Annotated in this window: 19 protein-coding genes; 10 read left to right on the top strand and 9 right to left on the bottom strand. The window is 58.5% G+C overall.

The annotated features are described in order from the left end of the window. The first annotated feature begins 7 nt into the window (after positions 1–7). Genes lsrA through lsrG form a run of 6 tightly spaced genes read left to right on the top strand, consistent with a single transcriptional unit; the run spans position 8 to position 5,694 of the window. Complete coding sequence (gene lsrA / locus AC3WS9_RS18945) at positions 8–1,495, top strand: autoinducer 2 ABC transporter ATP-binding protein LsrA (protein WP_492490345.1); 1,488 nt, start codon at positions 8–10, stop codon at positions 1,493–1,495. Next, entirely contained in the window at positions 1,492–2,523 is a 1,032-nt protein-coding gene (gene lsrC, locus AC3WS9_RS18940; RefSeq protein WP_285145568.1) for an autoinducer 2 ABC transporter permease LsrC, read from the top strand. Before lsrA ends, lsrC begins: the two co-directional genes overlap by 4 nt. Beyond that, positions 2,524–3,507: an autoinducer 2 ABC transporter permease LsrD gene (gene lsrD, locus AC3WS9_RS18935; RefSeq protein WP_282494248.1), complete on the top strand. Its 984-nt coding sequence runs from the start codon at positions 2,524–2,526 to the stop codon at positions 3,505–3,507. Beyond that, complete coding sequence (gene lsrB, locus AC3WS9_RS18930) at positions 3,504–4,505, top strand: autoinducer 2 ABC transporter substrate-binding protein LsrB (protein WP_095283484.1); 1,002 nt, start codon at positions 3,504–3,506, stop codon at positions 4,503–4,505. The genes lsrD and lsrB overlap by 4 nt, the downstream gene beginning before the upstream one ends. Positions 4,506–4,516: 11 nt before the next feature. Further along, entirely contained in the window at positions 4,517–5,404 is an 888-nt protein-coding gene (gene lsrF, locus AC3WS9_RS18925) for a 3-hydroxy-5-phosphonooxypentane-2,4-dione thiolase (RefSeq protein ID WP_492489860.1), read from the top strand. Further along, positions 5,401–5,694 (top strand): (4S)-4-hydroxy-5-phosphonooxypentane-2,3-dione isomerase, encoded by a 294-nt coding sequence (gene lsrG, locus AC3WS9_RS18920; RefSeq protein ID WP_282494251.1) that lies wholly within the window; start codon positions 5,401–5,403, stop codon positions 5,692–5,694. Before lsrF ends, lsrG begins: the two co-directional genes overlap by 4 nt. 42 nt (positions 5,695–5,736) lie before the next feature. Here lsrG and ygjK read toward each other — a convergent pair whose 3' ends face one another. The 6 genes from ygjK to ebgR all read right to left on the bottom strand — a co-directional run bounded on the left by ygjK (position 5,737) and on the right by ebgR (position 15,399). Continuing rightward, positions 5,737–8,088: an alpha-glucosidase gene (gene ygjK, locus AC3WS9_RS18915; protein WP_492489858.1), complete on the bottom strand. Its 2,352-nt coding sequence runs from the start codon at positions 8,086–8,088 to the stop codon at positions 5,737–5,739. A 16-nt stretch (positions 8,089–8,104) separates the two neighbouring features. Beyond that, positions 8,105–9,163: a protein YgjJ gene (gene ygjJ / locus AC3WS9_RS18910; protein WP_492489856.1), complete on the bottom strand. Its 1,059-nt coding sequence runs from the start codon at positions 9,161–9,163 to the stop codon at positions 8,105–8,107. An 18-nt stretch (positions 9,164–9,181) separates the two neighbouring features. Beyond that, complete coding sequence (locus tag AC3WS9_RS18905; RefSeq protein ID WP_285148221.1) at positions 9,182–10,630, bottom strand: amino acid permease; 1,449 nt, start codon at positions 10,628–10,630, stop codon at positions 9,182–9,184. A 56-nt stretch (positions 10,631–10,686) separates the two neighbouring features. Further along, positions 10,687–11,136, bottom strand: a complete 450-nt coding sequence (locus AC3WS9_RS18900) for a beta-galactosidase subunit beta (RefSeq protein WP_285145563.1) — start codon at positions 11,134–11,136, stop codon at positions 10,687–10,689. Further along, positions 11,136–14,195, bottom strand: coding sequence for a beta-galactosidase subunit alpha (gene ebgA, locus AC3WS9_RS18895; protein ID WP_492489854.1), 3,060 nt, complete (start codon positions 14,193–14,195; stop codon positions 11,136–11,138). Before ebgA ends, AC3WS9_RS18900 begins: the two co-directional genes overlap by 1 nt. Before the next feature lie 220 nt (positions 14,196–14,415). After that, complete coding sequence (gene ebgR / locus AC3WS9_RS18890; protein WP_492489852.1) at positions 14,416–15,399, bottom strand: transcriptional regulator EbgR; 984 nt, start codon at positions 15,397–15,399, stop codon at positions 14,416–14,418. Positions 15,400–15,535: 136 nt separating this feature from the next. On the opposite strand from ebgR, the gene AC3WS9_RS18885 reads away from it, so the two are divergent. Next, positions 15,536–15,868 (top strand): tRNA-binding protein, encoded by a 333-nt coding sequence (locus tag AC3WS9_RS18885; protein ID WP_492489850.1) that lies wholly within the window; start codon positions 15,536–15,538, stop codon positions 15,866–15,868. A gap of 123 nt (positions 15,869–15,991) precedes the next feature. On the opposite strand, the gene ygjG is transcribed toward AC3WS9_RS18885, so the two are convergent. After that, a complete protein-coding gene (gene ygjG / locus AC3WS9_RS18880; protein WP_282494259.1) occupies positions 15,992–17,371 on the bottom strand; it encodes a putrescine aminotransferase in 1,380 nt (459 codons plus the stop codon). Between the two features lie 435 nt (positions 17,372–17,806). Between ygjG and AC3WS9_RS18875 the strand changes: the two genes are divergently transcribed. Beyond that, positions 17,807–19,327 carry a methyl-accepting chemotaxis protein gene (locus AC3WS9_RS18875; protein ID WP_285148228.1) on the top strand — a complete coding sequence of 507 codons (1,521 nt, stop codon included), beginning with the start codon at positions 17,807–17,809 and terminating at the stop codon, positions 19,325–19,327. Between the two features lie 231 nt (positions 19,328–19,558). Next, a complete protein-coding gene (locus AC3WS9_RS18870; protein WP_285148229.1) occupies positions 19,559–21,118 on the top strand; it encodes a methyl-accepting chemotaxis protein in 1,560 nt (519 codons plus the stop codon). Here the strand turns inward: AC3WS9_RS18870 and AC3WS9_RS18865 are convergent. Continuing rightward, entirely contained in the window at positions 21,115–21,663 is a 549-nt protein-coding gene (locus AC3WS9_RS18865) for a PadR family transcriptional regulator (RefSeq protein WP_285145557.1), read from the bottom strand. The two genes, AC3WS9_RS18870 and AC3WS9_RS18865, sit on opposite strands and share 4 nt — an antisense overlap. A 235-nt stretch (positions 21,664–21,898) precedes the next feature. Here AC3WS9_RS18865 and AC3WS9_RS18860 point away from each other — a divergent pair, with 235 nt between their 5' ends. Continuing rightward, positions 21,899–22,663, top strand: coding sequence for a siderophore-interacting protein (locus AC3WS9_RS18860; RefSeq protein WP_492489847.1), 765 nt, complete (start codon positions 21,899–21,901; stop codon positions 22,661–22,663). Here the strand turns inward: AC3WS9_RS18860 and AC3WS9_RS18855 are convergent, their stop codons facing one another. Next, positions 22,664–23,833 carry a coiled-coil domain-containing protein gene (locus tag AC3WS9_RS18855; protein ID WP_285145555.1) on the bottom strand — a complete coding sequence of 390 codons (1,170 nt, stop codon included), beginning with the start codon at positions 23,831–23,833 and terminating at the stop codon, positions 22,664–22,666. It abuts the gene before it with no gap. Positions 23,834–23,835 lie beyond the last annotated feature (2 nt).

Raw genomic sequence — 23,835 nt, 5'->3', positions numbered from 1 at the left:
AGCGATGATGACGGTCCTGATCGAAGCGCGTGATATCCACAAGCAGTTCTCCGGCGTACCGGTGCTGAAAGGCATTGATTTCACGCTGCTGTCCGGTCAGGTTCACGCCTTAATGGGCGGTAACGGCGCGGGAAAATCGACGTTGATGAAAATTATCGCCGGGGTGGAAACGCCCGACGGCGGTGAACTGATGGTGGAAGGGAAGCCATTTGCGCGCCTCAAGCCCGGCCAGGCGCACCAGTTAGGCATTTATCTGGTGCCGCAGGAGCCGATGCTGTTTCCCAATCTCACCGTGCGGGAAAACATTCTCTTTCGCCTGCCGCGCGAGAATACGCTCGAAAAACGCCTCGCCGATAAACTCCAGCAGCTCCAGTGCCAGCTCAATCTCGACGCCGCCGCCAGCACCCTGGAAGTGGCGGATCAGCAGATGGTGGAGATCCTGCGCGGACTGATGCGCGAGGCGAAGATCCTGATCCTCGATGAACCGACGGCGTCGCTCACCCCAGGGGAAACCGAGCGCCTGTTTCGCCAGATCCGCGCCCTGCAGGCCCTTGGCGTCGGCATCGTGTTTATCTCCCACAAACTGCCGGAGATCCGCCAGCTTGCCAGCCATGTGTCCGTCATGCGCGACGGGGCGGTGGTGCTGAGCGGCGAAACGACAGCCTATGATGACAACGCCCTGATCGCCGCCATGACGCCCGTCAGCCGGGATCATGCCTTAAGCGACACGCAAAAACTGTGGCTGGCCCTGCCGGGCAATCGCCGCACTCAGGCGCAGGATTTCCCGGTGCTGCGGGTGGAAGATCTGACGGGCGAAGGCTTTATCGATCTGAATATCGAGATCTACGCCGGGGAGATCGTTGGCCTGGCGGGTCTGGTGGGATCGGGGCGCACTGAGTTTGCCGAAACGCTGTACGGGCTGCGGCCCGTGCGTGGCGGAAAGATCTGGCTGGAGAATCAGGAGATCGGCGGCGATTCGGTGCTGTCGCGGCTCGACAAAGGGCTGGTCTATCTTCCGGAGGATCGTCAGGTTTCCGGCCTGTTCCTCGATGCGCCGATCCGCTGGAACACCGTGGCGCTGAATGAGCCCTCCATCTGGCAGCAGCGCAAGCGCGAGGCGGCGGTGGTGGAGCGTTATCACCGGGCGCTGGGGATCAAACTCAATCACCCGGATCAAACCGTGCGCACGCTCTCGGGCGGCAATCAGCAGAAGGTGCTGCTGGCGCGCTGTCTGGAGGCCAATCCGCTGCTGCTGATCGTCGATGAACCGACGCGCGGGGTCGACGTATCGGCCCGCGCAGACATCTATCAGCTGATCAAAAGCGTGGCGGCGCAGAACGTGGCGGTGCTGATGATCTCCAGCGATCTCGATGAATTTCCGGGCCTTGCCGACCGGGTGCTGGTGATGCATCAGGGCGTACTCAGCGGCGAACTGCCGCGCCACGCCGTCAGCCTCGACCGGATGATGGCGCTGGCCTTTGGAGGGCAATCATGAAGACGTTACTGAAAAACCGCGAGCTGAGCGCCTTCCTCGCCATTCTGGCGCTGTTCGGCGTGCTGGTGGCGCTCAATCCGGCCTATCTGAGTTTTCAAACTCTGGGGATGATTTTCGCCAGCTCGCAAATCCTGATCCTGCTGGCCCTGGGCGCGACCCTGGTGATGCTGACGCGCAACATTGATGTCTCGGTCGGGTCTACCGTCGGGCTGTGCGCCATTGCCGTCGGCGTAGCGCTGAACAACGGCTACAGCCTGCCGGTTTCCATGCTGTTTGCCGTGGCGATTGGCGCGCTGGCCGGGGCCTTTAACGGGCTGCTGGTGGTCGGGCTGCGCATCCCGGCGATTGTCGCCACCCTCGGCACGCTGGGGCTGTACCGCGGGGCGATGCTGCTGTGGACGGGCGGGAAGTGGATCGAAGGTTTGCCCTCAAGCCTGAAAGCCCTGTCGGAGCCCGTCGCTGTCGGCATTTCACCGCTTGGGATGGTAGTGCTGTTTCTGGCGCTGATCGGCGCGTGGACCCTGTCGCGCACCGCGTCGGGCCGCGATTTTTACGCCGTGGGCGATAACCTTGCCGCCGCGCGTCAGCTCGGCGTGGCGGTAAACCGTACCCGGATGATCGCTTTTACGCTTAATGGCGTGCTGGCCGCCTGCGCCGGGATCGTCTTCGCCTCGCAGATCGGTTTTGTGCCCAATCAGACCGGCAGCGGGCTGGAGATGAAAGCCATCGCCGCCTGCGTGCTGGGCGGGATTTCGCTTCTCGGCGGAACCGGGACGCTGATCGGCGCGTTTCTCGGTGCCTTTTTCCTCACCCAAATCGACACTGTGCTGGTGCTGTTCAAACTTCCGGCCTGGTGGAATGACTTTATCGCCGGGCTGGTGCTGCTCGGCGTGCTGGTCCTCGACGGGCGACTGCGCCAGGCGCTGACCCGCCATCAGCGCGCGCTGAAGTACAGCCGTTTCCAGCCGGGCAACAAAGGGGGAAAGCACGTCACCCCGTTTCCGAAACGCAAAAAAGAGGTGGCGTAAATGAAGCTTAACTGGGAAAGCGCGCTGCTGATTTTACTGGTGCTGGAGATCCTGCTGTTCGGGGCCATCAACCCACGGATGTTAGACATCAACATGCTGCTGTTCAGCACCAGTGACTTCATCTGCATCGGTATCGTGGCGCTGCCGCTGACGCTGGTGATCATCAGCGGTGGGATTGATATCTCTCTCGGCTCGACTATCGGCCTGTGCGCGATTGCGCTGGGCGTGATGATGCAGGCGGGGTGGCCGATGGCGCTGGCAATCCCGCTCACGCTGGTGCTCGGCCTGCTGTGCGGCCTGTTTAACGCCGCGCTAATTCACTACACCGGCATCAGCCCGCTGGTGATCACTCTCGGCACGCTCTACCTCTACGGCGGCGGGGCGCTGCTGCTCTCGGGCATGGCTGGCGCGACCGGCTACGAAGGCATCGGCGGCTTCCCGGACAGCTTCACGGCGTTTGCCAACCTCACGCTGTTCGGCCTGCCGATCCCGCTCGTGCTGTTCGCCGTCATCACTTTCTTCTTCTGGCTGATCACCCATCGCGGGCGCTTTGGCCGACACCTGTTTTTGATCGGGCAAAACCCGCGCGCGGCGCGCTATGCGGCGCTGTCGGTCAACGGCATGCCCTATGCGTTGTACGGTCTGGTCGGCGTGGCCTCGGCGATTGCCGCCCTGGTGATGGTCTCCTATTTCGGCTCGGCGCGTTCCGATCTGGGGCGCGACCTGCTGATGCCTGCGCTCACGGCGGCGGTGCTTGGCGGGGCGAATATTTATGGCGGTTCAGGTTCGGTTGTCGGTACGGCGCTGGCGGCATTGCTGGTGGGGTATCTGCAGCAGGGTTTACAGATGGTCGGCATCCCCAATCAGGTGTCGAGCGCGCTGTCAGGGGCGCTGCTGGTTGTGGTGGTGATGGGACGTTCGCTGAGTCTGCACCGTGAATGGCTGCGCACTCTTCTCACAAAAAATACCCGGAGCGTAAGATGAAAACAAAACTGATAGTCCTGGCGATGGCGTTAAGCTTTGCCTCGGCGCAGGCCGCCGAACGGATTGCCTTCATTCCGAAACTGGTTGGCGTCGGCTTCTTTACCAGCGGCGGCAACGGCGCGAAAGAGGCGGGTAAAGAACTCGGCGTGGACGTGACCTACGACGGTCCGACCGAGCCGAGCGTCTCCGGCCAGGTGCAGCTCATCAACAACTTCGTCAACCAGGGCTTCAACGCCATTATCGTCTCCGCCGTCTCGCCCGACGGGCTCTGCCCGGCGCTGAAACGGGCGATGCAGCGCGGTGTGAAAGTGCTGACCTGGGATTCCGACACTAAACCCGAGTGCCGCAGCGTCTACATCAACCAGGGCACGCCGGAACAGCTCGGCGGCCTGCTGGTCGATATGGCAGGAAAACAGGTCACCAAGCCGAACGCCAAAGTCGCCTTCTTCTACTCCAGCCCCACCGTGACCGACCAGAACCAGTGGGTGAAAGAGGCGAAGGCCAAAATCGAGAAAGACCATCCGCAGTGGCAGGTCGTGACCACGCAATTTGGCTATAACGACGCCACCAAATCCCTGCAAACCGCTGAGGGGATCCTGAAAGCCTATCCGGATCTGGATGCGATCATCGCCCCGGATGCCAACGCCCTGCCAGCGGCGGCGCAGGCGGCGGAAAACCTCAAGCGCGAAGGGGTGGCGATTGTCGGCTTTAGTACGCCAAACGTGATGCGCCCGTACGTCGAGCGCGGCACGGTGAAAGCCTTCGGCCTGTGGGATGTGGTGCAGCAAGGCAAAATTGCGGTCAATGTCGCCGATCATTTGCTGAAAAAAGGCGATCTTAACGTGGGCGACAGCGTGGATGTGAAAGGCATCGGCGTGCTGAAGGTCGAGCCGAACAGCGTGCAGGGTTATCAGTATGAGGCGAAAGGGAACGGCATCGTGCTGCTGCCGGAGCGCGTGGTGTTCACCAAAGAGAACATCGACAAATACGACTTCTGACGGGGGAGAACATGGCTGATTTAGATGACATCAAAGACGGAAAAGATTTTGGCATCGGCACGCCGCAGCAGAACGTGCCCTTTACCCTGAAGGGCTGCGGGGCGCTGGACTGGGGAATGCAGTCGCGGCTGGCGCGCATCTTCAACCCGAAAAGCAACCGCACGGTGATGCTGGCCTTTGACCACGGCTATTTTCAGGGGCCGACCACCGGGCTTGAACGCATCGACCTGTCGATTGCCCCGCTGTTTGCCGAAACCGACGTGCTGATGTGTACCCGCGGCATTTTGCGAAGCCAGGTGCCGCCCGCCACTAACAAACCGGTGGTGCTGCGCGCGTCGGGCGGTAACTCGATTCTGGGCGAGCTGTCGAACGAGTGCGTGGCGGTGGCGATGGAAGATGCGCTGCGCCTGAACGTCTGCGCCGTGGCGGCGCAGGTCTACATCGGCAGCGAGTTTGAGCATCAGTCGATCAACAACATTATCAAGCTGGTGGATGCGGGCAACCGCTACGGCATTCCGACGCTGGCGGTGACCGGCGTCGGGAAAGAGATGGCCCGCGACGCGCGCTACTTCTCGCTCGCCAGCCGCATTGCCGCCGAAATGGGGGCGCAGTTCGTCAAAACCTATTTCGTGGAAGAGGGCTTCGAAAAAGTGACCGCCAGCTGCCCGGTACCGATTGTGATCGCCGGGGGTAAAAAGCTGCCGGAGCACGAGGCGCTGGAGATGTGTTTCCGTGCCATCGATCAGGGCTCGTCGGGCGTGGACATGGGGCGCAACATCTTCCAGTCCAGCGCGCCGCTGGCGATGCTGAAAGCGGTGAAGAAAGTGGTACATGAGAACATGAGCGCCCGCGAGGCGTTCCAGTTCTGGCAGGAAGAGAAACAGGGAGAGGTGAAATGAATGTGACGTTAGTGGAAATCAATATCAAACCGGAACGCGTGGATGAGTTTCTGGAGGTGTTTCGCGCCAATCACGAAGGGGCGATTCAGGAGCCGGGGAATCTGCGTTTTGACGTACTGCAGGACCCGCGGGTGAAGACCCGATTCTTTATCTACGAGGCGTACAAAGACGAAGAGGCGGTGCTGGCGCACAAGCAGACCCCGCACTATCTGGCGTGCGTCGATAAGCTTGAAGCGTTGATGTCGGAGCCGCGTAAGAAGCGGAGTTTTGTGGGGTTATTGCCCGAGTGAAACATTGCCCGGTGGCGCTTACGCTTACCGGGCATTTAAAATCTACTGCTTACGGAAAAAATCGTTATACAACATATACAAATGCGCAGAACTCCACGAGAAGTTCGGCGCACCCTGCTGCGCGCCCGTCAGCGGGTTGTAGTTCTCCTGAATCGGCCCATCGCTGGTCAGCCCTTTGGCGTGCTGGAAGAACGTATCCGCCAGTTTTAGCGCCGCGTCGCGATGCCCGTAGCGTTCCATCCCTTTCAGCCCAAACCAGAACTGATCCACCCACACGCGTCCGCGCCAGTAGATATCTGGCCCAAACGCCGGGTTGGTTAACGCCGCGGTGCCGAGCGGCACAAAAGTATTAAACTCTTTCGGGTCGAGCATCACGTTCACCACCGCATCGGCGTGCGCCTGCGTTGCCGCGCCGTTAAACAGCGGCGACCAGCCTTCCGGCCCTTTGCCGCGCTCGACGATCGGTTTGCCCGCGCAGCCGTTGGCCAGCGGTTTATCTTCGATGCGAATGTCGTAATAGAACTGCGTTTTCGCATCAAACATGCAGGTGTTGATGTAGTCCGCGAGTTTATCCGCCAGCTGTCCGTAGTGCTTCGCCGCCTCAGGTTTACCGAGGATCGTCGCCATTTCCGCCAGATAGCGGTTATCGCTGAACATATAGCTCGCCTGATCGACGGACTCCTGCATCAGGGAATAGCCGAGCAGGGTGCCTTTGGCGTCGCGGTTTTCGGCGAAACTCACCGTCCAGTCGCTGCGCTTCCCGCCGTTCTGCACGTATTTATCCAGCTGATCTTTGTCGATAAAACCAAACACCGCCGCGTCGTCGCGCCCGGACTCCCAGGAGGCCGCCACCTGCGCCGGAATTTGCAGGCTGTCGTACTGGCCTTTGCTGACGGTCGCGTCGTAATTCTTAAGCCCCGAGAGCGTCTGCTCTTTGTCGCCAGTTTTCACCGTGAACAGCATCTCGCCGTTTTCAGTGTTATGGGCTTTATCGCGCGTCGCGCCGTACTCCGGCACGCCGTTGTGGTTGTGATCGCGGTTGCGCAGCCACCAGTCGTGATAGGCCACCAGTTTCGGGTACATCTCTTCCAGCCAGGCTTTGTCCTGGGTGGTTTTATACACCTCCATCACCGACCACGCCGCAAGGCTCGGCTTGGTGTTGCGTTCGTTCCAGTTCCCGCCGTCGCCGCCGCGATCCGGGCTGAGGTTCCAGGCGATCAGATCCGGGACAAACCCGGCATCCTGCGGACGCACTTTATCGTCGGCTTTGACCTGCCAGGAGAAGACCGCGCGGATGTTCTCTTTAGCGATCTCCGGGTTGAAGTGCGCCATCGCAAACGCCTGCTTCCAGGTGTCCCATGGCCAGGTCTGGTTGCCGGAGAACCAGCGCCCGGTGACCGACGGGGTGACGGTATTGAATTTCACCGCGCCGCCCGGCGAGCGCCAGTTGCCGTTCAGGGTTTCGATGGCTTTCACCGCGACGCGCGTCTGTTCCGGCGTGGCGTCCGGGTTGGTCAGCCCACGCTGCAAATAACCTTCCCAGCGCTGCTCCGACGCCTGCATAAAGTGCGCAGGGCGGGCGAGAATGTCGCGGATTTGCGCCTTCTCATGGCTGACGTCATCGGCGGTCAGCAGATGGGAATACGTCGTCCAGATCGTCGTTGAACCGTTGACGCGCGCGGAGCTGGTGAAGCGATACCCGTCTACGGTGGTCTCGACAGGAATCGACTTATGCACCTGATACTGCGACGCCCCGGAGGTCAGCAGATCCCAGGTCGAACGCACTTTGCCAAAGGTCACGTTCACGCCGTCTCGCGTGGCGACCAGGCGGCGCTGATAGTCCGGATACGCCGCATCAATCGTCTTATCGGAGACCGGTTTACCCTCTTTGGCTTCCAGTTTTTCCAGCAGCTCGCCGTCCCATTGCAGCACCAGCGGCGCGTCAGTGGTGATTTGCGTTTCCAGAAGCGAGGTGCGCGGGCTGGCGAAGCGCAGGGTCATGACGATCTTCACGCCCGGCGCGGTCAGGGTCTGGACTAACGCGCCAGGAAGACTCCAGGCCTGCATCGTGAAATCCACTTTCTTGCCGCCGCGCGTGACCGTCAGCCGGTCAAAGTTAGTGGCCATAAAGTTGATGTACTCTTCCGTCAGCAGCGCCGGGCCGGGGAAGCCGCCCATGGTTTCCGGGCCGTCGGGCAGGAGATGTCCGTGCCACGCCCCGAGATCGAAGAAGGGGTTAAAACGCTGGTGGTCGTCGCTGTCGAAATCCTGCATGTAGTGCGGCGCGCCGACGCGATTAATCACGTTTTTATAGTGGTCGGCAGTCGTTGCATGCGCCGACAGGCTGAACAACAGCGCGCAGGCCAGCGGGGCAAGTGGGGTGGTCAGTTTCATGGTCAATCGATCCTTGTTACCAGTAGAAATATTGCATCAGGAAAACCTGGTCGCTCGGGTCGCCCGAGGCGGTTTTCATGTACCAGCGGCTGTCGGCGGCGGTAGCAAAGCGCCCGTTGCCGTATTCGTACCAGATGCCGAACTGCATAAACGAGGTGGTTTCGTCGGCGGACTCATCAGGGCGATGTTTGGCGTAGCTCCAGGCGGTGGAGAAGTAGAGCCCTTTCAGGGTTTCGACCATCGCGCTCGCCATAAACCCGGTCTCCGTTCCCGGCACGTTTTGCCCTTTGGCGCGCCCGGTATGATGCCATGCACGGGCGGCCAGATGGGGTGACAGCAGTCCGGTTAAGAACAATTCGCCGGTGCCGTCGGTCACTTCCAGGCCGTTCATCCAGGTCACGCCGTCGATGAATTCGTACTGTAAATAACCGTTCATCATCGCCGGATAGGTGTACTTATCGTCGTAGCGATCGTACTTCCCGAAGTGCAGCCAGGCCTTGCTCTCGTCGTGATGCCCAGCGGGCGTGGCGGTCACGCTGTAGCGCAGTTTGCCCGCCAGGTTTTGCACTTTCAGCGCGGTCATGATGTCGCGGGTGTTGGGGATGACATAGCCCAGATCCGGGGTGAAATCGCCCCACCATTGCAGGTCGTCGAGGGACGAATCCTGGCGCAGGCTGAGCATGATTTCGGTGCTGTCCTCCGTGCGATAGCCGCCGTAAAAACGGTTCAGACCGCCCTCGAACCCGCCCCAGCTGTGGTCGGGAACCCAGGCGTTGCCCTGATGGTCCGCCTGTACGGTCCAGCCTTCGCCGTAAATCAGGCCAAACCACGGGCCGTGTTTGATCTCCAGCCCGCCTTCGATATAGGTTCCGTCGCTGTATTTGTGTTTCTCCGGGCCTTCGAGATCCATATACCCGCCGATGCCCAGTTCGCCGTAAAAACGGTACGACGTGGCGCTCAGTTCCGGCGTGCGGGTGTCGTCATGTTCTGCTGGTCGTGCTTCTTCCGCGGCCATCGATGGCGTGCAAAAAGAGAGGGCAGCCAGTGCCCCGTAAAGAGTCGGTGTTATTTTCATTTTGTTTTTCGGGTGTGATCAGGAGGCCGTCGAAGCAGGAGCGGCTTCAATCTTTTTTTCGTCTTGCGATAATCCCTTGATGTATTTGCTGTATTTCCACCACGCAAAGCCAAGGAAAATCACGATGCCGCCGACGTTGTAGAACACAATCGTCAGAATATTGCCGCCCGTCGGGAAGGTGGAGGCAATAAAGCCAATGGTGAAAATCACAATCAGCATCGACACAACGACCGTACCCGTGGTGCGTGAGCCCATTTTGAAATCACGCGGCAGGTGATCGAGTTTGCGGCGCAGGTTCAGGTAGGCCAGCATGATAAACAGCGGCGGCAGCATCGAGGCGGCGGCGGTCATGTTGATCACCGTGTTCATCAGATCCTGCGCGGTGTTCGATCCCATGGTCGGGATAATCATCAGCGGGATCACGATCAGATACTGGATCCACGCCGCGCGCGCCGGAACGCCGTTCTCATTGAGGGCGACGGTTTTCGGTCCAAAAATGCCGGACGGGATTTCCGAGAAGAAGATTTTCACCGGTGTGGCGGTCCACATCAGCAGGGAGCCGAACATGGCGGTAAAGGAGACGAGGCCGACAAAGCGGTTCATCAGCACTTCCGGCAGACCAAAGTACACCGCCAGACCGTGGAACACCTGCACCGAGCCGCCGGTAAACTTCAGCTCTTTGCTGCTGATAAAGACGTTGATCAGCACCGAGGAGATGGAATAGAGCACGCCGATGAAGATCCCGGCGAGGATGATCACTTTGACGAACGACTTCGATCCGCCCTTCACGTCGTTGACGTATACGGCGACGGATTCCGCACCGCCCGCGGCCATGAAGATCCAGGTGGTAATCCCGAGGAACGCCCAGTTAAAGTTGGGGATCATCGCTTCGACGGTGATCGGATCCGCAGGCTGCACGCCTCCGACCAGCGCCGCGCCCGCCAGCAGAATATAGGACATCGTCAGGAGCAGCATCAGCGTGGAAGTGACGGAGGTGATCGGCCCGAGCATCTTCGCGCCGTTGGTCGAAACCCACGTCGAAAAGGCAAACAGCACCAGACTCAGCACCACGGTGGCAAACGGCGTGAGAATGTACTCATAGCCGAGAAAAGCGTAGGAGGCGTAGGCAATGACGCGCGGTAATAACGAGGTGAAGAAGAACAGATTCACGAACCAGTAGGTGTAGGCGGTAATAAACGCCCAGCGCCCGCCGAGGGAACTTTTCACCCACGCATATACGCCCGCCTCGGAGTTTTTATTCAGCGAGACGAATTCGGCGATGATGAGACAAAACGGAATAAAGTAGAACAGCGTCGCCAGGAAGAACATCGGCGCGGACGCCAGCCCCAGCTCGATATTATTGTTGATGACGTTGTTAAAGCTAAAAACGGCGGCAAAGGTCAGCGACAGCAGGCCGAACTTGCCGATGGTATTACGCTTGGACTGTAAAACAGTGGACTCTGACATAACGAATCTCCGGGTACGAGGAGTGTAGTGGCGCTACTTCGGCGCCACCGGATCTTTTATTTGTTATGGAAATAGCCGTCTTCAACGGTCACCCGCAGGACGACCTTTTTCACCGCGCCGTCGCTGATAAAACGGTAGGCTTCGTCGATATCGCAGATCACCATCTGTCCTTCATGCACCTCCACCGTATTGCCGCAGCCTTTGAGAAACTCGCGGTCGGTTTCGTCGCGGTAGCACTCCACCACCTGTAATTGTGCTTTCGGGGCAAACTCGATTTTTTGCGCCCCTTGCAGGTAGTAATGCACGTCGAAATATCGTCTGTGCCCGAGAAACAGCGCGTCGGTGGTGGTGTCGGTGGTCAGGCGATAGCTCAGCGAATCGCCAATCGAATGGGCCACGCCGGGGCGAATGTTGTCGATGTTGTGGATGGCTTCCACGCAGCGCTGCCATTTGCGTCCGCCCTGGTAGCGGCGGGTAAACTCTTCCAGGTTGTTCAAAATATCCATTATTCGGCCTCGCTTTCGGCGGCTGCGGGAGTGAGAGAAAACGCCTGGGCCTGCACATCGCCGCAGGTCGGCAGCAGGGTGAAGGCGTAGCGGAACGGCTGGAAGCGCACGCGCCAGCTGTCCAGCACTTCGCTGCCCCAGGAGTTCGAACCCAGCCCCAGCAGCTGGTGGTCTAAATTCAGCGTGATGTGCCCGCTGCGCTCGAGTTCGTTGCAGTGGCGCGCGGCGTGGATCGCCCCGGCGCTGTACGGCCAGGCGCTGAAGTGGATCGGCTGTTGCGGCACCACGAGCAGGCCGTGGCCGCTATGACTGGTTAGCGCCGCCCAGCGCACCTGCTGGCGGTTGCCGTTGTTCTGCGGGAACGGGTAGTTCTCGAACATCGCCTCGACGTCGCTTTTCCAGACGTCGATCAGGTTCGCCTGCTGGCTGTCCGGGTAGTTCTCGCCCGGCCCGCGCCCGTAGTACGTCACCTGGTTGAGGCTTTCGTTGATGCCGAGCGTAAAGCCGATGCACGGGATGATGTGCGGGTAGTCCCCGTACGGAGTGCCCGCCAGCACGACGCTCAGTGCGCCCGCCGGTGTGACGCGCCAGCGGTAGGTGCAGCGCATGCCGAAATCAAACACCGGCGGCGCGATGGTGGTGCGGGTTTCCATCACCAGGTCATCGCCGTCGCGGGAAATCTCAATGGTGCGCAGATGCTCCTGCATGATCTGCAGATGATTCGGTTCCCACAGCCCTTCGTACTCCTGCTTGTGGTTATCAATCATCGGCTTGAAGAAATTGATTTTGCCCTCTTTGGCAATCAGCTCTTCACCGTTCACCCGCCACGACGTGAGCTTGCCGCTGAGTTTTGAGAACAGCATGCGGAAGTTATGTCCGCTGACGGTGCAGGTCAGGCGTTCATCGTGAACGATCAGCGGCGTGGCGCTGACGGCCAGCGGCTGCGCAACCTGCGTGCGCGGGGCCAGCGAAAACTGATACTGTGCAATCGGGTGATTCGCGTCGCTGTAGGGCGTGGCGGAATCTTTGCTGACGAACACGTTGACCCAGCTTTCGCGACCGTCTGTCTCTGGGACGGTAATCTGAACGGTGCGGGCGCTGTTCGGGGCTAAATCGCTCACTTTCAACACCTGGCTGCTCAGCAACTCGCCTTCGGCTTTGATCTCCACCCGCAGGGTGTAGTCGTCGACTGTGCTGAACCACAGTTTGTTCTCGACCCGCAGCTCGCCGCGCGCCAGATCGACGGCGTGAATTTTCACCGGGGCGATCACCTGCTTGTACTCCCGCAGGCCAGGGCCTGGCGTTTGATCGGAGTAGATCAGCCCGTCGAGGCAGAAGTTGGCGTTATTCGGGTAGTCGCCAAAGTCACCGCCGTACTGGTAGAAGGTTTTGCCGTCCGCGTCCTGGGCCTGAATGCCGTGATCGCACCACTCCCAGACGTAATGCCCCTGCAGACAGTCGTGACGATAAAAGACGTTCTGATATTCGCTTAAGCCGCCGGGGCCGTTGCCCATGGCGTGGGCGTATTCGCAGATGATGCGCGGTTTCGGGTGCGGGAATTCGCCGAACTCGTTCATCAGCGGCACGCGGGTGTACATGGTGGAGATGATGTCCACCACTTCGGCGTCGCGGTCCTCTTCGTAATGCACCAGACGGGTGGGATCCAGCGCCTTGCAGGCTTTCGCCATCGAGCGGATGTTGCACCCGTAGCCGGACTCGTTGCCGAGCGACCAGATGACGATCGACGGATGGTTTTTCTGCGCCTGCACGTGGCGCACGATGCGTTCAACGTAGACCGGTTCCCATGTCGGATCGTCGGTGATGCGGCTCAGATCGCCGACGTTGGCAAAACCGTGGGACTCGACGTCCGTCTCCGCCATCACAAACAGGCCGTAGAGATCGCACAGCTCGTAAAAGCGCGGATCGTTTGGGTAATGGGCGGTGCGCACCGAGTTGATATTGTGCCGCTTCATCAGGATCAGATCTTTTTCGACGCGATCCATGCTCACCGCGCGGCCTCTGCGATGATCGTTATCGTGGCGGTTAACGCCGTGGAGCATCACGTAGCGGTTGTTGATGAGCATCAGGCCGTCGCGCACCTGGATATCGCGGAAGCCCACGCGTTGCGGGACTACTTCCAGCGTGTCGCCTGCGGCGTTTTTCAGGATCAGCAGCAGGTGATACAGGTGCGGCGTTTCGGCAGACCACTGCTTTGGTTGCTTCACGTCGATGCTGAAATCAACGGCCTGACGCTTCCCGACGCTGGCCTGGGTTTCGCCCTGATATAGCGGCTTTTCGCCGTCGAAAAGCTGAACCTCGAGGGTGACCTTTTCCGACTGCGCAGTCAGGTTTTCCAGCTCGACGTGGCAGGCGAGAGTGGCGTCGCGGTAGTCGTCGTTAAAGGTGGTGGTGACGGTGAAATCGTCGATATGAGTGAGTGGTCGGCCCACCAGGTAGACGTCGCGGAAAATCCCCGCCGTCCACCACATATCCTGATCTTCGATGTAGGTGGAGTCGGCCCACTGCATCACTTTCACGCACAACAGGTTTTCACCTGTGTGAACGTAAGGGGAAACGTCAAATTCAGCGGTCAGGCGACTGCCCTTGCTGAACCCGACGTAGTGGCCGTTCACGTAGACTTCGAAATAGGTCTCTACGCCGTCGAATTTGATAATTGTCTGGCGTGCGCTCCAGCTGTCGCCGAGAGTGAACAGGCGCTGATAGGCCCCGGTCGGGTTGGCGCTCGGCACGAACGGCACGTCAATCGGGAAGGGGAAGCCTTCGTCGGTGTATTGCAGTTTGCCGTGGCCTTCCAGCTGCCACATGGACGGCACGCCAATCTGCCCCCAGTCGCTCATCAGCTGGTGGGGGAAGGACTCTGGCACTTCCAGCGGGTGGTCGAAATAGCGGAACGTCCATTGGCCGCTCAGCAGCAGAAAATGGCTGCTGGCCTCACGGGCAAAGCGGCGGGCCTGGTCGATATCCTGATAAGCAAAAAAGTACGCGCGCGGCGGCAGCCGGTTTTCGTGCGTCAGTTGAACATTCTCCCAGCGGTTCATCTCATCTCCCTGCGGGTTAAAACATCATTGCAGGGGAGTTTAGTAAATATTTTACTAAATAAAATCAGTAAAACTGAAATGAGTTAAGCGGATCACGAAAATAGGGAGAGAGAGATGAGGTCATTGCCCGGTGGCGCTGCGCTTACCGGGCCTACAAAACCGTCAACGGGCTCGGTTTTTTGTAGGCCCGGTAAGGCGTAGCCGCCACCGGGCATGGGGTTTAACGCGTCGTACCACGCAGCTTCAACCGGCTCGGCACAAACACCTGCAGCGGCAGCGCACGGCCATCGCGCGCTTTTTCCAGCAGCAGGTTCACGCCCTGGCTGCCCATCATTTCCGAGTGGATGCGCACGGTGGTCAGCGGCGGGAAGGTAAAGCGGGCGGTGGGGATATCGTTGACGCTAATCAGGCTGATATCCTGCGGAATCGTCAGCCCTTTCTCGTGAATCGCCCGCAGCACGCCGATGGCGATAGAATCCGAGGCGACAAACAGCGCTTCGGGGAAATCCCCCTGTGCCAGCATCTTCGTCGCCAGCTCATAGCCCGACGAACTGGAGAAGCCGCCGCGCCAGATGTCTTTCTCCGACACCACGCCTTTGAGCTGGCCGTATTCGACGAAGGCTTTTTCGCGGATGTCCGCTTTGCCCGGCTCGTCTTCCCCGCCGATAAAGCCGATGCGCTGCACGCCCTGTGCGGCGAAGAAGTCGATCACCTCTTTGCTGATGCGCACCAGGTCGATATCCACCGAGTCAAAAGCGGAACCCGCCTCGTGAAAATCGATAAAGCAGATATTGTCGCTCAGGGCCTCTGCCGCCTGGCGCATTGGTTCTGCCGGTTTGCCGACAATCAGGATCCCGCTGACCTTGCTGATCTCCGGCAGCCCCTGATTTTCATAGCAATTCGTCAGGCCGATATTCAGCTTTTCGCATTGGGTTTCAATGCCGTGGCGGATGGCGAGGTAGTAGGGGTCGTTGATTTCCAGCTCCTGGCGGTAGCTGTAGAGCGCCAGCACGTGGTGACAGGCGTCGTGCTGGACCAGGCTTTTGCGCGCGCTGCTCCCGCGATATTCCAGTTTTTCAGCGATTTCGAGGATCCGGTGGCGGGTCTCCTCTTTGACGTTCAGCGTCCGGTCGTCGTTCAGAATGCGCGACACGGTGGCCTGCGACACGCCCGCTTCCTTTGCGATATCTTTCAGTGTTGCCATGGGGCCCCTCAGCGCGGGAGTTAAAATAGAGTCTGCCGCCATTGTAATGAATCCCGCCTGTTTAGTAAAAATCCGTTGATCGCCAGCGCCGCTTATGCTGTGATAATTTTACTAAATGTTTACTTAAGGGGTTGTCATGGAAAAGGTTTCGTACGGGGATTTCGCCCGCCTGGAGATGCGCACCGGGAAAATTATCGACGTTAAGCGCCACGCGAATGCCGATAAGCTGTACATCGTGCAGGTTGATATTGGCGAGCGCCAGTTGCAGACCGTCACCAGCCTGGTGCCGTATTACACGGAGGAGGAGCTGCTGGGGAAATCGGTGGTGGTGCTGTGTAATCTGGAAAAGGCCAAAATGCGCGGGGAAGTGTCGGAATGCATGTTGCTATGCGCCGAAACCGAGGACGGTAGCGAAAGCGTGTTGTTGACGGCGGAGCGGGCGATGGCGTCAGGGGTTCGCATCGTTTAAAAAAATGCCAGATGGGCGTTTGCCCCTCACCCCGGCCCTCTCCCCAAAGGGGCGAGGGGGAAAAGACGGATCCGTGCGGTCCCCTCTCCCCTTTGGGGAGAGGGTTAGGGTGAGGGTGATATTTTATGCCTCTTCCACACTCACCCTCATCGCCGCCAGCGCCTTACGGGCCGCTTTCAACACGGTCTCGCACTGCTCAATGGTCAGCGTCAGCGGGGGTTCGATACGAATGGTTTTCGAGTTGTTCAACGTCCCGGCCACTAACACCCGCTGGCGGAACATCTCGCTCGCGAAGTTGTAGCCGATTTCGTTATCCACAAACTCGATGGCCATCAGCATCCCTTTCCCGCGCGCGTCCTGCACCAAATCCGGGTATTCACGGCCTAACTGCAGGAAGCCGTCCAGCAACATATCGCCTTTCTGCTCAGCCTGAGCCGGTAAGTTCTGCTCCAGCAACACGTTGATGGTCGCCAGCGCGGCCGCACAGGCCAACGGGTTGCCGCCAAAAGTGGTGGTGTGCAGGAACGGATTATCGAACAGCACCGAGAACACCTCTTCGGTGGCAACGGTCGCGCCAATCGGCATCACGCCGCCGCCGAGGGCTTTCGCCAGACAGAGAATATCCGGCTGCACGTTCTCATGCTCGCAAGCAAACATCTTCCCGGTGCGGCCCATTCCCGTTTGCACTTCGTCGAGGATCAGCAGCGCGCCAAACTCATCGCACAGCTTACGCACCGCAGGCAGATAGCCCTGCGGCGGCAGGATCACTCCGCCTTCGCCCTGAATCGGCTCGAGGATCACCGCCGCCACGTCGTCACCGGTTTTCCGGCACTCGGTCAGTACGGTGCGCATCGCGTTGATATCGCCGAACGGCACGTGGCGAAAGCCCGGCAGCAGCGGCATAAAGGGTTTGCGGAAAGTCGATTTTGCCGTCGCCGACAGTGCGCCAAGGGATTTCCCGTGGAACGCGCCGGTGGTGGCAATAAAAGTGAATTTGCCGCGCGGCGACTGGTACGCTTTGGCGAGTTTCAGCGCCGCTTCGACCGATTCCGTGCCGCTATTGCAGAAGAAGCTGTATTTCAGTTTGCCAGGCGTTAAGGCCGCCAGCGTCTTCGCCAGCATCGCGCGAAGCGGGTCGAGCAGTTCCTGGCTGTGAAGGGGTTGTTTCGCGAGTTGATTCTGTACGGCGGAAACCACAGTTGGATTACGGTGCCCCACGTTGAAAATTCCAAAACCACCCAGGCAATCAATAAACTCCTGTCCCTGGGTGTCGACAAGCGTATTCAGACTTCCCGCTTGCCACTCTACGGCTCCGTAATCCCCGCCAGCGGTAACAGATTTTCGGTACTCTAAAAACCCTGGATTCACATGCTCTTTAAAGTAGTCAATCACCTCTCGGTTAAGTTGTTTCATCTCCTCATGGTCAAGCGTTCGCTTTTCGATGAGATTCAGTGCGTGCGCGGTACAGGCGAGAGCCGAGGCGCTGGAAGGTAACCTGTTCAAAATGAGCTCCGGGGGATCGCGTATCACATGATACTGAATTAATTATTGCAGGGATTACGCCACTTCCGGTGACTTAACGAAAATCGGGATAAACGCCAGGTTAAAATAATGTTGCGCAAAATTTAATCGTGCCGGAAGGAAGGTTCTCAGCTTTGCCGGTGGGCTTTATTGCGTGGCAGATGCCCGGAAAAACGTCAATTGCACCGGCGTGGTGCGAGGTGTGCTACTTAAGGAGGCGTTAACTGGTCAGGCTATGTGGGTAATTTCTCCATGAAAGTATTTGAAATCAATCAATTAGAAATGCGTACAAAAAGTGCGGTTTAACTGCAATTTGCGATCTCGATCGGATTTAACAACTAAAGATAAATTATTTACCGCCGAAAAGAGATAAACCCACAAAATTAACATTCAAATAACCTGCAAGGGATGCCCATCATGTCCGCTCAACCGTATGTCACTCAGAATGACTATCCTCTGAACGACGATACCACCCTCATGTCCACCACCGACCTCCACAGCCACATGACCCACACCAACGACACTTTCGTGAAAGTGAGTGGCTACCAACTCAATGAACTGCTGGGCCAGCCGCACAACCTGGTGCGCCATCCGGATATGCCGAAAGCGGCCTTTGCCGATATGTGGTACACCCTGAAACAGGGCGAGCCGTGGAGCGGGATTGTGAAAAACCGCCGTAAGAATGGCGACCACTACTGGGTGCGCGCGAACGCGGTGCCGATGGTGCGCGGCGGCGAGGTAACGGGTTACATGTCGATTCGTACCCGGGCGACGGCGGAGGAGATCGCGGCGGTGGAGCCGCTCTATCAAGCCCTGAACGAGGGACGCTGCAAGAAGCGCGTCCATAAAGGGCTGGTGGTGAGTAAGGGCTGGCTCGGGAAAATACCGGCGATGCCGCTGCGCTGGCGGGTGCGTGGCGTGATGGCGGTGCTGTTTGCGGTGCTGGCGGCCACCCTTATTGCGACAAATGCGAGCTGGGCCGCACTGGGCGTGAGCGCGCTGGTGATGCTGCTGGGCACCGTACTGTTCGAGCAGCAAATCGTCCGTCCGGTAGAGAATGTGGCGCGCCAGGCCCTCAAAGTGGCGACCGGCGAGCGCAACAGCGTCGACCATCTGAACCGCAGCGACGAGCTGGGGCTGACCCTGCGTTCGGTCGGACAGCTGGGGCTGATGTGCCGCTGGCTGATCAATGATGTCTCCAGCCAGGTGGTGAGCGTGCGCGATGGCAGCGACCGACTGGCGAAAGGCAATGAAGATCTCAACGACCGCACCCGTCAGACGGTGGCGAATGTGCAGCAGACCGTGAGCACCATGAATCAGATGGCGGCGTCGGTGCAGAGTAATTCTGAAACCGCAGCGGCGGCCGATAAACTCTCTATCGTGGCGAGCGGCGCGGCGGCAGAGGGCGGCCACGCGATGCAGACCGTCGTCAAAACCATGGATGATATTGCCGACAGTACCCAGCGCATTGGCTCCATCACCAAGCTTATCAACGACATCGCCTTCCAGACCAATATCCTGGCGCTGAACGCGGCGGTGGAAGCGGCGCGCGCGGGCGAGCAGGGTAAAGGCTTTGCCGTGGTGGCCGGAGAGGTGCGCCATCTGGCAAGCCGCAGCGCCAGCGCCGCGAACGACATTCGCAAGCTGATTGATGCCAGCGCCAGCAAGGTGCAGTCGGGGTCGGATCAGGTTCACGCCGCCGGGCGCACCATGGATGACATTGTCGAGCAGGTGCAAAACGTGACGCGCCTGATTGCCCAGATCAGCCACTCGACATCCGAGCAGGCAACCGGGCTGTCGGACCTGACCCGCGCGGTGGCCGAACTGGACGACATCACGCAGAAAAACGCCGATCTGGTGGAAGAGAGCGCTCGCGTCTCGGCGATGGTGAAGCACCGCGCCGGACGTCTTGAAGATGCGGTGACGGTTCTCCACTGAGTCAGTAAGATTCAGGAACAAGCCCGCTTATTTCGGCATGAATAAGCGGGCTTTTTTTATTAATAAATACGCGGTAATTATTGATATTAAATTAAATCTAAACATCATTAATTCATGTGGATTATATATTGTAATAGTGTTGGTGAAATTATTTATTCTATTAATAAAGTTACCGCGCCAATATCCGATAACGCTGAGTATCTAAGAAATAACCACATTAATGGTGTAGCGATGTTCTTGCATAACGTGAAGATCGGGAAAAAATTATTTTTGGGTTTTGGCTTTTTAATGGTGTTGATGGTGCTCAGCGCCAGCCTGTCGCTCGTGGGGCTGAGCCGGGGAAATAATGAGATGAAATCCATTCTCACCCATGATTATCCCGCGACGGTTAAAGCCAATGAATTAATTGATTCATTCCAGGAATTTGTCAGCATCCAGCAACTGATGCTGCTCGACGAGAAAGGCCAATATACCGGGCAGTCGCAGGAGCGCCTGAAAGAGATCAGCGCGCATATCAGCGTCATTTATAAAGAATTGACGAATACTCTGCACGATCCTAAATCCGTACAGATCCTGGCGGAGTTTCGCGACGTACGTCAGCAGTATCTGGATTCCCGTTTTCGCATTCTCAAAGCGGTGCAAAACCACGACCGGGAGGGGGCGATTCGGGAGATGATGACCAAAACGGTCGAGGTGCAGCAGACTTACAAAGACAAAGTGCAGGAGCTGATCGCGGTACAAAATACCGAGATGCAAAACGCAGGCGCGCTGGTGGAGGAGGATTCCAGCAGCAACCGCATGTGGATGATGACCCTGACCGCGTTTAGCGTGGTGATCGGCAGTGCGATCGGCTGGTTGATCGTGCGTTCCATTACTCGTCCGCTGGGCGAGGCGGTCTCGTTTGCCAAAGCCATTGCCGACGGCGATCTGACCCGCAACATCACCACTCACAGCCAGGACGAGACCGGGCAACTGCTCTCTGCACTGATGGAGATGAAAACCCGCCTGCTGGATATTGTGCAGCGGGTGCAGTCCGGCTCTGAAAACATCTCCAGCGCGGCGGCGCAAATTGTGGCGGGGAATCAGGATCTGGCGGCGCGCACCGAAGCGCAGGCCAGCTCCGTGGAGCAGACGGCGGCCTCGATGGAGCAGATCACCGTGACGGTGAAAAACACGGCTGCCCATACGGGAGACGCGACGAATTTGTCTGCCGATGCCGCGAGTGCGGTCAAAAACAACGGCGAGATGATGATGCAGGTGACGCAGAAAATGCGCCTGATTAATGACACGACTCATCGCATGTCGGACATCATCAACCTGATCGACACCATTGCCTTCCAGACCAATATCCTGGCACTCAATGCGGCGGTTGAGGCCGCGCGCGCCGGTGAGCACGGACGAGGTTTTGCGGTGGTGGCAGGTGAAGTACGCCAGCTGGCGCAAAAAAGTGCCTCCTCAGCCCGCGAAATCCGCCAGTTGATCGAAAACTCAACCCTCCAGGCGCAGGACGGGATGACCCTGGTCGAAAAAGCCAGCGGGCTGATTAACGGTATGGTCGGGAACGTCGAAGAGATGGATGTGATTTTGCAGGAGATTCGTCAGGCCAGCCACGAGCAGACGCAGGGCATCTCGCAGATTAACAGCGCGATTGGCCTGATTGACTCCACCACCCAGCAGAACTCTGCGCTGGTGGAGGAGTCGGTTGCGGCAGCGGCGTCGCTTAACGATCAGGCCATGCACCTGAAAGAGTTAGTCAAAGTGTTCCGCGTGAGCGAGGATGCGCTGGCTTAATCCAACTGGGAGATATCCAGCGCCGCGCGGTCGATCACGCCGATGATCTGTTTAAGCTGCGCGTCGCTTAACTCTCCCTGATTCACTTTCAGGTCCAGAACCGCTTTGAAGTTATCCAGAGCCCGCTTCATCTGCGGGTTTTTACGCAGCTGGAAGCCGACGCAGCGCGCTGTAATACGCGCCTGAATGTGCTCCAGATGTTCCTGATTCTCGTCCAGCCACTGCTGACCGGCTACGGTGATCGCAATCTTCCTGCGCCCGCCTTCCTCTTCCGAAATGGTAATAAATGCCTGATCCTGCAGGAAATCGAGGGTCGGGTAGATCACGCCAGGACTGGGGGTGTAATTCCCCTGGGTCATGCTCTCAATCTCTTTGATCAGCTCATAGCCATGGCTGGCGTTGCGGGTCAGGATCTCCAGAATCACCAGGCGTAATTCGCCGTGGCCGAAGAAGCGCTGACGGCGCCCGCCGCCCCCGCCGTGGTGCTCCCCGCCGCGGCCATGATGATGGTGGCCGCGATCGAAATCGTCGTGTGAATGTCGCATAGGTTTTCTCCTTGATTTGATATATCTAATTTATATCTAAATCTCTCTTTTTAGCAATGCTGATTTCTGGTTATGTTTTAGTTGATTGAAATTATTGATTTTATTTTTGATTATCATGCTCTGGAATGTGCTGGGCTTTGTATATCAAAAAAAGACTTGCAATCTCCATTGTTAGCAATCATTATCATTTAAAATTTATTTAGATATATCGTATTCACTTCACGAAGGCAGATAAATGACATCAACCCGCTACCCACAACGTGTACGCAATGAACTGCGCTTTCGCGAGCTGACCGTGCTCCGCGTTGAGCGTGTCAGTGCTGGCTTTCAACGCATCGTCTTAGGCGGCGACGCGCTGGAGGGCTTTAGCTCACAGGGTTTTGACGACCATACCAAAGTCTTTTTCCCGGCTCCGGGCGCAACTTTTGTCCCGCCGGTGGTGACCGACGAAGGCATCGACTGGGGCGACGGCGTGCGCCCGATGGCGCGTGACTACACGCCGCTGTACGACGACGCGCGCCACGAACTGGTGCTCGATTTCTTCGTGCACGATGGCGGTGTCGCAAGCCAGTGGGCGGTGCAGGCGAAAGAGGGCGATAAGCTGACCATCGGCGGCCCGCGCGGATCGCTGGTGGTGCCGGAAGATTATGCGTGGCAGCTGTACGTGTGTGATGAGTCCGGGATGCCTGCGCTGCGCCGCCGTCTGGAAGCCATCGCGCAGCTGCCGGTTCGCCCGGAGATCCGCGCGGTGGTGACCGTCGGTGAAGAATCTTACAAGGACTATCTGGCGCATCTGAGTGACTTCAACATCACCTGGATTGTCGGGCACAGCGAGCAGGCGGTGGCGGATTGTCTGGCCGAAGTGAGTGTGCCTGTCGAAGATTACTTTATCTGGCTTACCGGGGAAGGGAAGGTGGTCAAAAACCTGAGCCGCCAGTTTGAGACGGACGCGATTGACCCGCAGCTAGTGCGTGCCAGCGCGTACTGGCACGCGAAGTAATCAAGCCACTTCGTCGAGCTGCGCTTCGTTCACCTGATTTTCGAGCGCAGCGCGCACGTCGTGCAGCGCTTTCTCCTGCTGGGCAAAATAGGACTCCATATTGCTCAGCGAGGAGACCAACAGCCACGACTCCTCTTTTTCCAGCTCCGCCAGCTCGTTCACTAACGTGTCGATTTGCTCGCGTACCTGCGCCATCTTTTTGCGAATACGTTCCAGATCGTTCAGACGGTCGCTTGCCATCAGCGGTTCAAAGCCCTGCTGCAGACGCGCCACCAGTGAACGGATCGCTTTCACATCGCCGCGCTGTTTGGCCTGATTGAGCTGCACCATCATGGTGTTGGCTTCTTCTTTCAGATCGTCCGCCACCAGATCCGGATGGCAGAGCTTGCTGGCCTGACGCCAGAGCCGTTTCAGCTCGTTCTGATCCTCTTCCGACAAGTCCTTGCCTTTGCGCAGACGCACTTCGGCATCGTGGTGCTGCTCGCGGTATTTCTCATACTCTTCGTTGGCCTCGTCCCGCGCCTGTCGCGCCGGCTCTTCTTCGCGCGTTAAGCCCATTTCGAGCTCTTGCGCTTCGGCCAGCAGATTGGCAATCAGATCGCTCTGCTGCTGCAGATGCTTACGCGCATCGGCGGCCTGCACCGAATCGGCGGGCAGGGCGCGCCAGCGCTGGGTGAGCGTTGTCAGCACTTCGACGGCCTGCGCCATATATTGCTGGCAGCGACGATAATCCTCTTCGCGACGACGCGCCTCCGCCTGCTGACGGCGCAGATTCAGCTCCGCCAGCGTTTTACGCAACTGAAGGATTTGCGACATCAAAGGGCCGAGGCGGGAGAAATAGAGATCGTTGAACTCATCGAGCTGCTGAACGCGGGCGTTGCGGCGGTCAATCAGATCGCGCAGACGCTCTTCCAGCGCTCGCAGCTCCAGCTTGCTGGCGGCCACCTGCGGATCGCGCCACTGCGTCAGTGAGCGCTGACTCTGCAGCCAGGCGGTGATGGCTTTTATCGCTGCGGTGTAATTTTTATTCTCAAGCGCCGCGACGATCGCCTGTAGCTCATCGTCAAACGCTTCACTTTTCAGCCGTGCCAGCTGGCTGTCGATGATGTCGTCATCTTCCAGTTCAATGGCATTTTTAATAATTTCTAGCCGCTTGATCGGTGTGCTCATGA

Source organism: Lelliottia sp. EB106-05-01-XG201, assembly GCF_058791735.1.
Note: the sequence above shows the minus strand (reverse complement) of the source record. Positions and strands in the feature narration are given on the sequence as shown.

Coding starts and splice junctions, on each gene's coding strand:
- AC3WS9_RS18875 (WP_285148228.1), top strand. CDS start 17,807: ATGTCCGCTCAACCGTATGTCACTCAGAATGACTATCCTCTGAACGAC.
- lsrG (WP_282494251.1), top strand. CDS start 5,401: ATGAATGTGACGTTAGTGGAAATCAATATCAAACCGGAACGCGTGGAT.
- lsrA (WP_492490345.1), top strand. CDS start 8: ATGACGGTCCTGATCGAAGCGCGTGATATCCACAAGCAGTTCTCCGGC.
- AC3WS9_RS18885 (WP_492489850.1), top strand. CDS start 15,536: ATGGAAAAGGTTTCGTACGGGGATTTCGCCCGCCTGGAGATGCGCACC.
- lsrC (WP_285145568.1), top strand. CDS start 1,492: ATGAAGACGTTACTGAAAAACCGCGAGCTGAGCGCCTTCCTCGCCATT.
- lsrD (WP_282494248.1), top strand. CDS start 2,524: ATGAAGCTTAACTGGGAAAGCGCGCTGCTGATTTTACTGGTGCTGGAG.
- ebgR (WP_492489852.1), bottom strand. CDS start 15,399: ATGGCAACACTGAAAGATATCGCAAAGGAAGCGGGCGTGTCGCAGGCC.
- AC3WS9_RS18900 (WP_285145563.1), bottom strand. CDS start 11,136: ATGGATATTTTGAACAACCTGGAAGAGTTTACCCGCCGCTACCAGGGC.
- ygjK (WP_492489858.1), bottom strand. CDS start 8,088: ATGAAACTGACCACCCCACTTGCCCCGCTGGCCTGCGCGCTGTTGTTC.
- AC3WS9_RS18860 (WP_492489847.1), top strand. CDS start 21,899: ATGACATCAACCCGCTACCCACAACGTGTACGCAATGAACTGCGCTTT.
- ygjJ (WP_492489856.1), bottom strand. CDS start 9,163: ATGAAAATAACACCGACTCTTTACGGGGCACTGGCTGCCCTCTCTTTT.
- AC3WS9_RS18865 (WP_285145557.1), bottom strand. CDS start 21,663: ATGCGACATTCACACGACGATTTCGATCGCGGCCACCATCATCATGGC.
- AC3WS9_RS18855 (WP_285145555.1), bottom strand. CDS start 23,833: ATGAGCACACCGATCAAGCGGCTAGAAATTATTAAAAATGCCATTGAA.
- lsrB (WP_095283484.1), top strand. CDS start 3,504: ATGAAAACAAAACTGATAGTCCTGGCGATGGCGTTAAGCTTTGCCTCG.
- AC3WS9_RS18905 (WP_285148221.1), bottom strand. CDS start 10,630: ATGTCAGAGTCCACTGTTTTACAGTCCAAGCGTAATACCATCGGCAAG.
- lsrF (WP_492489860.1), top strand. CDS start 4,517: ATGGCTGATTTAGATGACATCAAAGACGGAAAAGATTTTGGCATCGGC.
- ebgA (WP_492489854.1), bottom strand. CDS start 14,195: ATGAACCGCTGGGAGAATGTTCAACTGACGCACGAAAACCGGCTGCCG.
- AC3WS9_RS18870 (WP_285148229.1), top strand. CDS start 19,559: ATGTTCTTGCATAACGTGAAGATCGGGAAAAAATTATTTTTGGGTTTT.